At 63.7% G+C, this 13,836-nt stretch carries 11 protein-coding genes; 10 read left to right on the top strand and 1 reads right to left on the bottom strand.

The genetic code is table 11. From position 1 onward, the window contains the following. The first annotated feature begins 53 nt into the window (after window positions 1-53). From OXH56_12430 to OXH56_12400, 7 genes are all read left to right on the top strand, one after another. Window positions 54-926 (top strand): outer membrane lipoprotein-sorting protein, encoded by an 873-nt coding sequence (locus OXH56_12430; protein ID MCY3556114.1) that lies wholly within the window; start codon window positions 54-56, stop codon window positions 924-926. Continuing rightward, a complete protein-coding gene (locus OXH56_12425) occupies window positions 926-2,275 on the top strand; it encodes a hypothetical protein (GenBank protein MCY3556113.1) in 1,350 nt (449 codons plus the stop codon). Before OXH56_12430 ends, OXH56_12425 begins: the two co-directional genes overlap by 1 nt. Window positions 2,276-2,297: 22 nt before the next feature. Beyond that, window positions 2,298-3,191 carry a dihydrodipicolinate synthase family protein gene (locus OXH56_12420; protein ID MCY3556112.1) on the top strand — a complete coding sequence of 298 codons (894 nt, stop codon included), beginning with the start codon at window positions 2,298-2,300 and terminating at the stop codon, window positions 3,189-3,191. A 95-nt stretch (window positions 3,192-3,286) separates the two neighbouring features. Beyond that, window positions 3,287-4,831, top strand: a complete 1,545-nt coding sequence (locus OXH56_12415) for an acyl-CoA carboxylase subunit beta (protein MCY3556111.1) — start codon at window positions 3,287-3,289, stop codon at window positions 4,829-4,831. A gap of 8 nt (window positions 4,832-4,839) precedes the next feature. Continuing rightward, window positions 4,840-6,363, top strand: coding sequence for an acetyl-CoA carboxylase biotin carboxylase subunit (gene accC / locus OXH56_12410; GenBank protein MCY3556110.1), 1,524 nt, complete (start codon window positions 4,840-4,842; stop codon window positions 6,361-6,363). A gap of 81 nt (window positions 6,364-6,444) precedes the next feature. Further along, on the top strand, window positions 6,445-6,951 hold the full coding sequence (locus OXH56_12405; GenBank protein MCY3556109.1) for a hypothetical protein: 507 nt from the start codon (window positions 6,445-6,447) through the stop codon (window positions 6,949-6,951). Window positions 6,952-7,032: 81 nt separating this feature from the next. Next, the gene (locus OXH56_12400; GenBank protein ID MCY3556108.1) at window positions 7,033-7,896 is read left to right on the top strand and encodes a TIM barrel protein; all 864 of its coding nucleotides are present in this window, start codon (window positions 7,033-7,035) and stop codon (window positions 7,894-7,896) included. A gap of 22 nt (window positions 7,897-7,918) precedes the next feature. Here OXH56_12400 and OXH56_12395 read toward each other — a convergent pair whose 3' ends face one another. Continuing rightward, complete coding sequence (locus tag OXH56_12395) at window positions 7,919-9,652, bottom strand: proline--tRNA ligase (protein ID MCY3556107.1); 1,734 nt, start codon at window positions 9,650-9,652, stop codon at window positions 7,919-7,921. A 266-nt stretch (window positions 9,653-9,918) separates the two neighbouring features. On the opposite strand from OXH56_12395, the gene OXH56_12390 reads away from it, so the two are divergent. The 3 genes from OXH56_12390 to argS all read left to right on the top strand — a co-directional run. After that, window positions 9,919-11,739 carry a S9 family peptidase gene (locus OXH56_12390; protein MCY3556106.1) on the top strand — a complete coding sequence of 607 codons (1,821 nt, stop codon included), beginning with the start codon at window positions 9,919-9,921 and terminating at the stop codon, window positions 11,737-11,739. Next, complete coding sequence (locus OXH56_12385) at window positions 11,739-12,167, top strand: secondary thiamine-phosphate synthase enzyme YjbQ (GenBank protein ID MCY3556105.1); 429 nt, start codon at window positions 11,739-11,741, stop codon at window positions 12,165-12,167. Before OXH56_12390 ends, OXH56_12385 begins: the two co-directional genes overlap by 1 nt. 10 nt (window positions 12,168-12,177) lie before the next feature. Then, the coding region (gene argS / locus OXH56_12380) for an arginine--tRNA ligase (protein MCY3556104.1) at window positions 12,178-13,836 on the top strand (1,659 nt) is incomplete at its 3' end.

The raw sequence follows: 13,836 nt of genomic DNA, 5'->3' as shown, positions 1-13,836 counted from the left end.
CGGCGCGAGTGCGACCGTCGGGTGTGCGACCGTCGGGTGTGCGATCGACGCCTTTGCGAACGTCGCGCGGATTGCGTGCCGCCGGGTTCTTCCTCCTGGCGATGTTCGTCCTGCCGGGCATGACGGCCCAAGAGGCGTGGGCAGGCGGTCCAGGCGGACCCGTCGATCAGGGCGGACCAGGCGGACCAGACGGACTAGCAGATCCTTCGGAAGAGAAGGGGCTGCAGATCGCCAGTGACGCCCGGAAGCAGGACGAGGGTTTCGGCAATTTATCGGCCGGCATGACCATGGTCCTGCGCAACAAGAAGGGGCAGGAGAGCGTCCGTGAAGTGCGCGTGAAGGTGCTCGAGGCGGAAGGCGAAGGCAACAAGAGTCTCTTCGTGTTCGACCAGCCACGCGACGCCCGGGGCACCGCGCTGCTCATTCACGGCCACAAGGACCGGCCGGATGACCAATGGCTCTACCTGCCGGCCCTGAAGCGCGTCAAGCGCATCAGTTCGTCCAATCGTTCGGGTTCCTTCATGGGAAGCGAGTTTACCTACGAGGACATGACGGTCCAGGAAGTGGAGAAATACACCTACCGCTACCTGCGCGACGAACCCTGCGGAGACGGCCTGGACTGCGTGGTTACCGAGCGCATCCCGGTGGAGAAAGGTTCGGTCTACCGCCGCCAGCTCGTATGGCGCGACAAATCGGCGCTCCGCGTCTGGAAAGTGGAGTACTACGACCGCAAGGACGCCCATCTCAAGACGCTTACCGTGGGTGAGTACCGGCAGTATCTCGACCGTTACTGGCGGGCCGGCAGCATGGCCATGGTGAACCATCTGACGGGCAAGAGCACCGACCTGGTCTGGACGGACTACCAGTTCGGGACCGACATCGACGACCGCGACTTCACCCGTACCGGGCTGAGGCGGGTGCGGTGATGCCCTCGCGGGCCCTCTCGCGGGCCCTGGTTCGCCTCCTGTGGTTCGGCGTCTGTCTGATCGGTGTCGCGATGCATCCGGCTTCCTCGCGCGGCCAGGCCGGAAGCTACTATTCCGACCTTACGGGCCGGCTTGCCGCGGAAAGCCGGTGGTTTCCCAAGACCGCCCTTTTCCAGGGCCAGGGTTCCCACGCAAGCGGATTCGTAGCGGAACCCAACCTCTACCTCGAAGACGAATCGGGCCGCATCCTCAATGTGACGCCCTGGTTCCGCTACGACAGCGCGGACGCCCGCCGAACCCATTTCGACCTGCGGGAAGCGTACCTCCTGCTTTCCGGCGCCGCCGGCAACGGGGAATGGGAACTGCGCCTCGGTGTCGACCGTGTTTTCTGGGGCGTGGTCGAATCCCGCCACCTGGTGGATATCGTCAACCAGATCGACCTGGTCGAACATCCCGACGAAAAGACCCGGATGGGGCAGCCCATGGCCTACGTGACCTGGTCGTCGGACTGGGGCGTGGTGGAACTGCTGGGCATGTCCTGGCACCGGAAACGCACGTTCCCCGGCAGCGATGGGCGGCTGCGCGCTTCCGTGGTCGTCGACAATGACCTGGCGGAATATGAAAGTTCGTCCGGGAAGTGGCATCCGGATTTCGCCGCCCGCTACAGTCATACCCTGGGCCTGCTGGACTTCGGCGCCAGCGTTTTCGACGGCACGGCCAGGGAGCCTTCCTTCGGACTGTGCTTTGATTGCGGTGCGCCGCTTGTGCCTACCGGTCAGGTCGGCCAATCTGGCCAGCCCGGTTCCACTGCCCCGCCTGGCTCGTTCAGTCCGCCCCCCGTACCCGTACTTTATCCCATATACCATCAGATCCGCCAGATCGGCCTGGACGCCCAGTGGACCACCGGGTCCCTGCTGCTGAAGTTGGAAGCGATCCGGCGGTCCGGTGCGCGCAACCTGGCGGGCGTGGAAGAGACCTTCAACGCCTTCGTGCTGGGCGGCGAGTACACGTTTTTTTCCTTGTGGAATACGGACGCCGACCTTACTCTTTTCGCCGAATGGGACCGTGACGGACGCGGCCGCCGCGCGACCAATTTCTATGAGAACGACCTCTTCGGCGCCCTGCGGCTCATGCTGAACGATGTCGACGGTACGGAGATGACGGTGAGTGTGCTGCACGATCTCGACAAGCGTCAGCGCATCTACGGGCTTGAACTGACGCGCCGGCTTTCGGATGCCTTTTCCCTGGACCTGGGAGCGGTTGCGATAACCAATATCGACCGCGACGATCTGTACTACGATCTCCGGCAGGACGGTTTTATTCAACTGGGTATCCATTACCATTTCTGACTCCGACGGCGATTCCAGTATCATGTCCAAACTGGTCCAGGGTATCTGGCCGGCGCTCTGCACGCCCTTTGATGAAGGACTCGAGTTGTCGCCCGGCCGGGTGGCGCCCCTGGTGCGTCACCTGGTGGACGCCGGAAGCGACGGCTTCTTCATCACCGGAGGGACGGGCGAAGGACGCCAGATGTCGGTTGCGGAACGACGGCGGATGTGCGAGACCGTAACCCGTGACGTCGCGGGCCAGGTCCCGGTGGTCTTTCACGTGGGTGGCACGACCACGGAGGATGCGGTCGTCCTCGCGTCGGAAGCCCGCACACTCGGCGCGGACGCCGTGGCTTCCGTCGCCCCCACGGACCAACCCAACGACCTGGCGGCCGCCGTACGACACTATGCCGCCATAGGAGGCGCTTCCGAGGTCCCATTCTACGTCTACTGGCTCGCGCGCGACGTGGACGGGCAGGTCTCGCCCGGGCAGTTCCTGGACGCCATGCACGCGGTGCCCAATTTCGCGGGCATCAAGTTTACGGACCCGAATTTCTTCGTGTTCCAGCAACTCGTAGACCTGTCCGGGGGCAGGCTAAACGCCATCACGGGGCCGGACGAGATGTGCGTGGCGGGCTTCGTGATGGGCAGCGACGGGGCCATCGGTTCCACGTACAACATCATGCCCCGTATGTTCCTGGGCATGTACGATGCCTTTCGAAACGGCCGAATCCAGGAAGCGATGGAACTGCAGGTCCAGGCCAACCGGGTCATCGCGCTGCTGATTTCGGTGGGCGTCCTGGCCGGGATCAAGAAGATGCTCGAATGGCGCGGAGTACCCATGGGACCGCCGCGTCCGCCCACCGCCCCCCTGTCCGCGGAAGGGGAGGACCGGCTGCGGACCGGCCTGGAGGCACTGGATTTCGAAGTGGTATAGTTTAGCGGGAGTTTAGCGGACCGGCAGGCGCTGTCTCTGCGGGCAGGCGTTGTTTCATTAACGCGGTCCCGGGAGGAGAACCAAATCCCATGTCCATGTCTAAGAAGATGAAACACCTGGACGCGCTGCGTAAACAGGCGGCCGAAGGCGGCGGGAAGCGCCGCATCGACCGGCAGCACGACGCCGGGAAATGGACCGCCCGGGAACGGGTGGCCTTTCTCCTGGACGAGGGCAGTTTCGAGGAGATCGGCGCCTTCGTGACCCACGACTGCCAGGATTTCGGCATGGAAGGCACGGAAGTCCTCGGCGACGGCGTGATCACGGGTTACGGCACCATCGACGGCCGCAGCGTCTTCGTCGTGTCCGAAGACTTCACGGTATTCGGCGGTTCACTGGGCCAGGCCTACGGAGAGAAGATCTGCAAGATCATGGACCTTGCCATGAAGAACGGCGCGCCGGTCATCAGTCTCAAGGACTCCGGAGGCGCGCGCATCCAGGAAGGGGTGGTCAGTCTCGCGGGCTACGCCGACATCTTCCTGCGAAACGTGATGGCTTCCGGCGTAATCCCGCAAATTTCGGTGATCATGGGACCCTGCGCCGGCGGCGCGGTCTACTCTCCGGCCATGACCGACTTCGTCTTCATGGTCGAAGATACCAGCTACATGTTTATTACCGGACCGGACGTCATCCGCGCGGTGACCCACGAAGAGGTGACTTTCGACGAGCTGGGCGGCGCGCACGTCCATAACTCCGTGACCGGCGTAGCCCATTTTTCCGCGCCGGACGAACCCTCGTGCCTGTCCATGGTGAAGGAGCTCCTGGCGTTCCTGCCCTCGAACAACATGGAAGATCCACTGCGGGCAGCGTCTTCGGACGATCCCGACCGGATGGACGAGGAACTCGCCCGTATCGTGCCGGACGACGCCAACAAACCTTATGACATCAAGGACGTGATCCACCGGGTGGTGGACCACGGAGATTTCTTCGAAGTGCATGGCGAATTCGCCGACAATATCGTCGTGGGCTTCGCCCGGTTCAACGGGCGGACGGCCGGCATCGTCGCCAACCAGCCCGCTTCGCTCGCCGGCGTGCTGGACATCGACGCGTCCGTGAAAGGCGCGCGGTTCGTGCGCTTCTGCGACGCCTTCAACATCCCCCTGGTGGTCTTCGAGGACGTGCCCGGGTTTCTGCCCGGCGTCACCCAGGAGCACGGAGGCATCATCAAGGAAGGCGCCAAGCTGCTCTACGCGTTCTGTGAGAGCACGGTGCCCCGGCTGACCGTGGTCACCCGCAAGGCCTATGGCGGCGCCTACTGCGTGATGAACAGCAAGCAGATACGCGCCGACATCAATTACGCCTGGCCGTCCGCGCAGTTCGCGGTCATGGGTCCGGAGGCCTCGGTGAACGTGCTTTACCGACGGGAACTGGCCGAAGCGGATGACCCCGACGCCCTGCGCGAGGAACTGACCGCCGAGTTCCGGGAGAAGTTCGACAATCCCTACGTCGCGGCGAAAATCGGGTATATCGATGAAGTGATCCAGCCCCAGGAGACCCGTCCACGTATCATTTCCGCGCTGGAGATGCTGAAGAACAAGCGAGACGCGAATCCACCCAAGAAACACGGGAACATCCCGCTGTAAGAGGGTACATGATCCGAAAAGTCCTGATCGCCAACCGCGGAGAGATCGCCGTCCGGGTGATCCGCACGTGCCGGGAGATGGGCATCGAATCGACGGCCGTCTTCTCTGAGGCGGACCGCACCGCCCTGCACGTGCAGTTCGCCGACGAGGCCTTCTGCATCGGCGACGCGCCTTCCTCGGACAGTTACCTCCGCGTGGACCGGATCATCGAGACGGCGAAGAAGGCCGGCGCCGACGCGGTGCATCCGGGATACGGGTTTCTTTCCGAAAACGGGGAGTTCGCCGATCGTTGCGCGGAGGCCGGCATCACGTTCATCGGCCCTTCCGGCGAGGCCATGCGGACCATGGGAAGCAAGACGGCGGCGCGAAAGACCATGCGCCAGGCCGGCGTGCCCGTCGTACCGGGGACCGAAGAAGGGATCGACAGCGACGAGAAAGCCCTCGGCGCAGCGGAATCCATCGACTACCCGGTCCTCGTGAAGGCGGCCATGGGCGGCGGCGGAAAGGGCATGCGCGTCGTGGAATCCCCGGACGACCTGGCGGGCGCGCTCCGTACCGCGCGGTCCGAGGCCCAGTCCGCCTTCGGCGATGCCACGGTCTACCTGGAGAAATACCTGGTGGAACCCCGTCACGTGGAGTTCCAGGTCCTCGCCGACCAGCACGGGCACGCGGTACATCTCGGCGAGCGGGAGTGTTCGATCCAGCGCCGCCACCAGAAACTCATCGAGGAATCACCGTCCTGCATTCTCGACGACGCACTGCGAAACGCCATGGGAGAAGCGGCCGTACGGGCCGCCGAAGCCGTCCGGTACACCAACGCCGGTACTGTTGAGTTCATCGTCGACCAGGACCGTAAGTTCTATTTCCTCGAGATGAACACACGCCTTCAGGTCGAGCACCCGGTCACCGAGTTGAGAACGGGGCAGGACCTGGTCAGGAGGCAGATCGAGATCGCCGCCGGCATGCCCCTGCCTTTCCGACAGGAAGACGTGCGCCCCCACGGTGCGGCCCTGGAATGCCGCATTTCCGCCGAAGATCCCAATGCGCAGTTCATGCCCTCGGTGGGCGTGGTTACGCGCCTGAGTGAACCGGGCGGCCCCGGGGTTCGGCTGGACAGCGGGTTCTGCGCGGGTTACGAGGTGCCGATCTATTACGATCCCATGATTGCCAAGCTGATCGTATGGGCCGAGAAGCGGGAAGAAGCGATCGCCCGCATGAAGAGAGCCCTGGGAGAATACGATATCGGCGGTATCAAGACCACGATTCCGTTCCACCTCCGGGCCTTGTCCGACCCCCGGTTCATTTCCGGCAACTATTCCACTGCTTTCGTCGAGACCATGGGTCCTGACGAAGATGCCGGGGCCGATGAGCGTCATATCGCCGCCGCCTTCGCAGCGATCATGAAGCACCGGGAAACGAGACGGGCGATGCCGGCCGGGGGCGGCGGGGATGGATCCGGCGGACCGCCTGGGTCAGGAGAGAGTCCGTGGAAGCTGACCGGCCGGCGCGACGCCATGCGAAGGGGCCGATAACGGTCGTCCCGCCGAGGACTGCCCTCCGCAAGTTGCCCGGTGCTGGACACGACGAAGCAGAAGACGGCGAAAGGGTGTACTTTGAGCTACCTCGTTACTATAGAAGGTACAACATACGCCGTCAGCCTGGATGACCGGGAAGGCCGGGTCGCGCTGCGGATCGACGGCCAGCCGGTGGAAATCGACATGGCCTCGATCCAGGGGGATCAGCTTTATTCCCTGCTCATCGAAGGAAGGTCCTACACGGCGGTCGCGGCGACCTGGGGCGAGCAACGGGAAGTCAGGGTCAACGGCGTATCGTCCGTGGTAACCGTGGAGGACGAGCAACTGGCCCGGTTGCGCGGCCAGGTCAAGACCCGCCGCCACGCAGGGGGCGAACAGGTCAAGGCGCCCATGCCCGGTCGCATTGTGTCGATTTCCGTTGCGGTGGGCGACAAGGTGGAAACCGGCCAGGGCGTGGTCGTCATCGAAGCCATGAAGATGGAGAACGAACTGCGCGCCCACACCGGCGGCTCGGTCAAAGAAATCCGGGCCGGCGAAGGGGACACGGTAGACAGGAACGATGTGCTGGTGGTCATCGGGGATTGAAAGGACTCCGGGCGGATGGGCACGTAGTGCGCCCGGCGCGCGGGATGGCTCAAATTCAGCGGAGTCAGAAAGGGCTGATCCATGCGTCTGGGTGTAGTGGGATACGCGCCGGGAGATCCTCGGGCCGTTACGGCTGAGGTGTTGAAAAAGGGCATGGACCTGGGCGTCACCTCGGTTTGCTACCACGGTCCGGGCGAGGTCCTGGACGTGTTAACGCCGGCAGACTTCAACCGGGTCAACGCGCTCTATGATAATCTCGGACTGGAACTGGCCCAGTTCGGAATAGGTTACCGCGAGTGCCTCTTCGACCCGGACGGATCGGTGCGTGACCGGGTTTTAAAGACCATATGCCGCGGCATCGAAGCAGGCCGGGCGCTCAGGGCGCACAACGTATTGATCCGGACCGGCAGCCTGAACCCGTCGGGGTCCTACGACCCCACACCCGAGAACCACGAACCGGGACGGCTCGACGTGCTGATCGACACCCTGTCGCGGGTCGCGGACAAGGCGGAGGAGGAGGGGATGACCGTGGTGATCGAGACCCACGTGCTCACGATCATGGGGTCGCCCGAGATCAACCGGCAGGTGATTGAGGCCGTAGGGTCCGAACGGCTAAGGGTGGTCATGGATTTTGTGAACCACTTCCAGTCCCTGGACCAGGCCTACCACAGCGCGGAACGCTTAAACCGCATCTTCGACGTCATGGGGCCGATCTCGACGGTCTCCCACATCAAGGACATCAGCGTGGAACCCGGCTTTGTCGTCCACATGAACGAGGAAGTGCCCGGCGCCGGGGTGCTCGACCTGGTGACGGCCGTGCGGCGGTGGGAGGAGATTCAGCCGGAAGGCTACATGCTGGTGGAACATCTGCCCGAGGACAAGATCCCCACGGCGGTCGCGAATGTGCGGCGCATCGCGGAAGAGGCCGGGGTGGAGATCGTCTGACGAAACTGCAGAGGACTCGTGTTTACGTCCCCATTGACGCTTTCACCGCTTCCGCCAGCCCATCCCCCAGCGGCACGTTTTTCATCTCGCCCGACCTTCGTAACTTGAGTTCCACTACACCTTTTTCTACCCCGCGCCTGCCCACGGTCAGCCTCACCGGAATGCCCATGAGGTCCGCGTCGTTTAACTTCACCCCGGCGCGGTCGTCGCGGTCGTCGAAGAGCACTTCGAGTTCCGCCGAGACCAGGGTCTCGTAAACCGATTCCGCCACGTCCGATACGCGGGGGTCGCCGCCGGACAGGTCGATGACGACCACCTGGAATGGTGCCGCGGCCGCGGGCCAGCAGATGCCGTTGTCGTCGTGGTGGCGCTCCACGATCGATGCCATGAGGCGGTCGATGCCGATCCCGTAGCACCCCATGACGATAGGACGGGAGACATTCTCCCGGTCCAGGTAGCCCGCGTTCATGGCTTTGCTGTACTTGTCCCCGAGCTTGAAGATGTTTCCGACTTCGATCCCCTGGTCGGCCCGGAGGCCGGCGCGGCAGGCGGGGCAGGCGTCTCCGTCGCCGGCCGCGGCGATGTCCGCGACGATATCGGCTTCGTAGTCCCGGCCGTAATTCACATTGCGCATGTGATAGTCGACGCGGTTGGCTCCCGCTACCAGGTTGAAGCAGGCCGGGATCAGATCGTCGACGACGAGGAGCGAACGGGACCGGTCTATGCCGAGGGGGGACCCGAATCCGGGCTCCGCGCCGACGGCGCGTATCTCCTCCGGCGTGGCCGGCCGGAGCTGGAGCGCTCCGACCGCGTTGGCGAGCTTGGTATCGCTGAGTTCCATGTCGCCCCTGAGCACGGCGAACACGAACCGGTCCACCGCCCCGTCCTGATCGTCCGCGACGGTGGCGACCATGAACATGGCCTTGGCGGTCTTCGTCACCGGGATGTCCAGGAAACGGGAAAGATCGTCGATCGTAGCGGTGCCCGGCGTGTGGATGTCCTCGAGGGGCAGCCGCTCCTCGGCGGCCGGTTGGACTTTTTCGAATCTTGCAACCTGCCGGTTTGCACGGTAACCGCAGGCTTCGCAGGACAGGATCGTGTCTTCGCCGGACGGCGCCGGTTCGATGAACTCGTGGGCGTCCGACCCGCCCATCATCCCCGGGTCGCTGCGCACCGCCACCGCGTCGAGCCCGCAGCGCCTGAATATGTTGGTATATGCCTGGAAGACTTTCTCGTACCAGTCGTCCAGATCCCCGCCATCCACGTGAAAAGAGTAGCCGTCCTTCATCGTGAACTCGCGCATGCGGATCAGCCCGGCTCGGGGCCGCGGCTCATCCCTGAACTTGGTCTGGATCTGGTACAGAAGGCAGGGCATTTGACGGTAGCTTCTGACCACGTCGCGTATCATGGACGTCACCACTTCTTCGTGGGTCATGGCCAGGCACAGGTCGCGGCCGTTCCGATCCTTCAGCCGGGCCATGTCGCTCCCGATCTGCTGCCACCGGCCGCTCTCCCGCCAGAGGTCCGCCGGCTGCACCACGGGCAGCGTTACTTCCTGGCCGCCGATGCCGTCCATCTCTTCGCGGACGATCGCTTCGATGCGTCGTTTGACCCGCAGGCCGAGGGGCAGGTAGGCGAAGATGCCGGAAGCCACCTGCCGGATGAGGCCCGCGCGAAGGAGCAACTGATGGCTGGGGATTTCCGCGTCGCCCTGGGTCTCACGCAGCGTTTGATAGAAGAGCTGTGACAGTCGCATGAAATATCCCGTAATCCGTACCCGGACCAGTCGGGCGGTAATGAATCGGACCTGCCTTCGGACGATGCATAAACGGTTGCTTACGAACCGCCTGCGGGTATATTCAAGAAAGGTTTTGAACGCGGCGATTTCAAGCGGTAAACAAGGAACCTTGTGATAAGGATAACCCCGTGAAGACCGGACGTACGACAGATCGCTTACCCGTGTCAACAGACCGCATACCCGTAGCGTATGGTTACTGGAAAAGCGCCATTACGGCGAAGACGATGGGCGCCCGGACACCGCTCTACGACGTGCAGTGGAACGGCGACGGTACCGGCCTGGTATGGCTGGAACAGCGGTCGGATACCGGTGTGCTCGTTTGCCGCAACGGCACCGACGCGCCTTACGACCTGACGGACGGCCATCCGGTCCGGGGCGGCGTCGGCTACGGGGGCGGTGACTACACCGTCGCCGATGACTGGGTCGTGTTCGCCGAAAAGGACGGCAGGCTGTACCGCCAGTCCCTGGCTCCAGGAACGGCCCGGCCGATCACGCCCGCCTTCGGCGCGGCCGCTGCGCCAACCGTGTCACCTGATGGAAAGTGGGTGCTGTACGTCCATACATGCGAATCGGTAGACGTCATCGCCCTGGTCGACGGCGAGGGCAGCGGATGGCCGGTGAACCTGGTGCGCGGCGCCGATTTCTACATGCAGCCGGCCTGGCATCCCGACGGCGAGCAGATCGCCTGGATCGAGTGGGACCAGCCGCAGATGCCCTGGGACGGCACGCGGCTGAAGACCGCCCGGATCGATTCCGGCCGCCGCGCGCCGGATGACGAGCGGTTGATCGCGGGAGATACGGATACGCCCGTATTCCAGCCCGCCTTCTCTCCCGACGGCAGGTGGCTTTCCTACATCGTTACGGAAGGAGAGTGGGAGAACCTGGTCGCGCTGGACCTCGACACGGACGAGCGGCGCGTCGTGGCCGGGGGCGCCACCCTGGCCGACCCGGCCTGGGTGCAGGGCGTACGGGTCTACGGCTGGGGGCCGGACGGCGATACCCTTTACTACCGCAGTAACGAGAAGGGCTTCGCGTCTTTGTGGAAGGTCTGCGTGTCGTCCGGCCTGAAGGCGAAGCTCGAAACACCCCGGTACACCTGGATGATGCAGATCGCCGTCTCCCCAGCCCGGGATACCGTGGCCTGTATCGCCTCTTCGTCCACCGTTCCGGAGCGCGTGATCACCCTGGAAGAAAGTGAACATGCGGTGCATTGCCATACGGTGCATCGCCGCAGCCAGTCGGAGATGATCCCCGAAGCGGACCTGTCCGTTCCCGAACCGATTTCCTGGACGAACCCGGACGGGGGCGAGGTGTACGGACTCTACTATCCGCCCGCCAGCAGCCGGTTCTCCGGGTCCGGAAAGCCGCCGGCCATCGTCAGCATCCACGGGGGACCGACCGGCCAGCATCGGACGGACTATTCCGCCGAGATCCCCTTCTTCACCAACCGGGGCTATGCCTGCCTTTACGTCAACTACCGTGGAAGTACCGGTTATGGCAGATCCTATATGACCGCCCTGCGCGAGCACTGGGGCGAGTACGACACGGAAGACGCCGTCAGCGGCGCGCTGGCCCTGGTGGAACGTGAACTCGCCGATCTGGACCGCATCGTCATCAAGGGCGGCAGCGCGGGAGGTTTTACCGTGCTCAACGCCCTGGTCCATCATCCCGGGGTCTTCCGGGCCGGCCTGTGTCTCTACGGCGTGACCAATCTCTTCGGCCTGGCCACGGATACCCACAAGTTCGAGGCGAAGTACCTGGATCTGATGGTGGGGACGCTGCCTGAGCACAGCGACCGGTACCAGGCCTGGTCGCCCATTTTCCACGCGGACCGTATTGTAGATCCGGTCGCCATATTCCAGGGCAGCGAGGACAAGGTAGTCCCGCCGGACCAGGCCGAATCGATCGTCGAGGTCCTCAAGCGGAACAAGGTTCCCCACATCTACCGGTTGTACGAGGGCGAGGGGCACGGCTGGCGAAAAGTGGAGACCATCGTTTCCTTCTACGACGACGTGGAACGGTTCCTGAAGCGGTACGTACTCTGATGCGGTGGATACAGAAGCAGATCACCTTGACCCCCAGACCCCGGGGCTACCACCTGGTGACGGATGAGATCACCGACAAGGTCCCCGCGCTGGCGGACATCGATGTGGGCATCGCCCACGTCTTCATCTGCCACACCTCCGCTTCCCTCACCATCAATGAGAACGCGGCGCCCGACGTCCGGGGCGACTTCGAGCGCCACATGAACGTCCTCGTCCCGGAGCACCAGCCGTACTACCGTCATGACGAGGAGGGGCCGGATGACATGCCGGCACACATCAAGGCCTCGATGATGGGAAGCAGCGTGTCCATACCCGTCACCGGCGGCCGGCTGAACCTGGGTATCTGGCAGGGCATCTATCTCTGCGAACACCGGGACCGCGGCGGTGCGCGGCGACTGGTGGTCACCATCTACGGTAGTCCAGCCTGAAGGGATCTTCGTGGGAACCCTGGCGGATAAACTGACCGGCCTGTTTGCCGACGCCTTTCAATCGGCCGGCTACGATCGAAGCTATGGCGAAGTGCGGGTATCGGACCGGCCCGACCTGTGCCAGTTCCAGTGCAACGGGGCACTTGCGGCGGCCAAACAGTACCGGGCCAACCCGCGCCAGATCGCACAGAACGTGGTCGATGCCATCTCGGCGCCGGACGTCTTCGATGGGCTTTCGCTCGCCGGACCGGGCTTCATCAACATCGTGTTGCAGGACGACTTTATCGCCGCCCACGTCCAGGAAGTATACGAGGACGACAGGTTGGGCTGCGAAACCGCCACGACGCCGGGGAGATTCCTCGTCGATTACGGCGGGCCCAACGTGGCCAAGCCGCTCCACGTCGGCCACCTCCGGGCCGCCATCATCGGCGAGAGCATCGTTCGGATCTGCCGCTTCCTGGGCCACGAAGTGATTGGCGACGTGCACCTGGGCGACTGGGGCCTGCAGATGGGCCTCATCATCGAGGGCCTGCGGAACCGCCGGCCGGAGCTGCCCTATTTCGATGCCGGTTATTCGGGGCCATATCCCGAAGAGCCCCCCGTGTCCATCGGTGACCTGGAAGAGTTGTATCCCCAGGCCAGCGAAAGGGAAAAAAGCGACCTGGAATTCGCCGAAGCCGCCCGTCAGGCCACGGTGGAACTCCAGGCCGGTCGCCCGGGTTACCGCGCACTGTGGCAACATTTCCGTGACGTGTCCGTCGACGACCTCAGGCAGAGCTACGAACTGTTGAACATCCATTTCGACCTGTGGCTCGGAGAGAGCGATACCCAGGACCGGCTTCATGGCCTGATTGAACGGCTGAAGGCGGAAGGATACGCCAGGGAAAGCCGGGGGGCGCTGGTCATAGAGGTCGGCGACCCGGAAGACAAAGAATCGATTCCCCCGCTGATGCTGGAGAAAACCGACGGCGCGGTGTTGTACGGCACGACCGACCTGGCGACCATCGACCAGCGCATCGAGGAGTTCCGGCCCGACTACATCCTCTACGTGGTCGACAACCGCCAGCAGCAGCATTTCAGGCAAGTTTTCAAGGCTTCCTACAAGACGGGCGTGGCGCCGGAGTCGACGCGGCTGGAGCACAACGGCTTCGGGACCATGAACGGGAAGGACGGGAAGCCATTCAAGACCCGCGAGGGCGGGATCATGAAGCTGAAGGACCTGATCGGGCTGGTGACCGACCACGCCATGGCGCGCATCGAAACTATCGAATCTGTCCGTGAATACGATGAGGACGAGAAGGCGCACATCGCCCGCATCGTGGGCGTGGCAGCCCTGAAATACGCCGACTTGATGAACCACCGCACCAGGGACTACGTCTTCGACTTGGACCGGTTTTCATCCTTCGAGGGCCGGACGGGACCCTACATTCTCTACGCCGCCGTGCGGATCAAGTCCGTGCTGCGACGGGCCGGCGAACGCGACCACCAGCATGGCAGGATCATGGCGCCCCGAAGCGATTCGGAACGCGACCTGGACCTCAAGTTGTCCGAACTGCCCGCGGTGGTCGACCTGGCCTTCGAGACCCGGGCGCCGAACCACCTGTGCGAATATGCCTTCCAGCTGGCCACGGCCTATAACCGTTTCTACCATACCCACCACATCCTGAAC

The organism is Gemmatimonadota bacterium, assembly GCA_026702745.1.
In the GTDB taxonomy this organism is placed as follows: domain Bacteria; phylum JAAXHH01; class JAAXHH01; order JAAXHH01; family JAAXHH01; genus JAAXHH01.
This window is presented reverse-complemented; position numbering and strand designations above follow the sequence as displayed.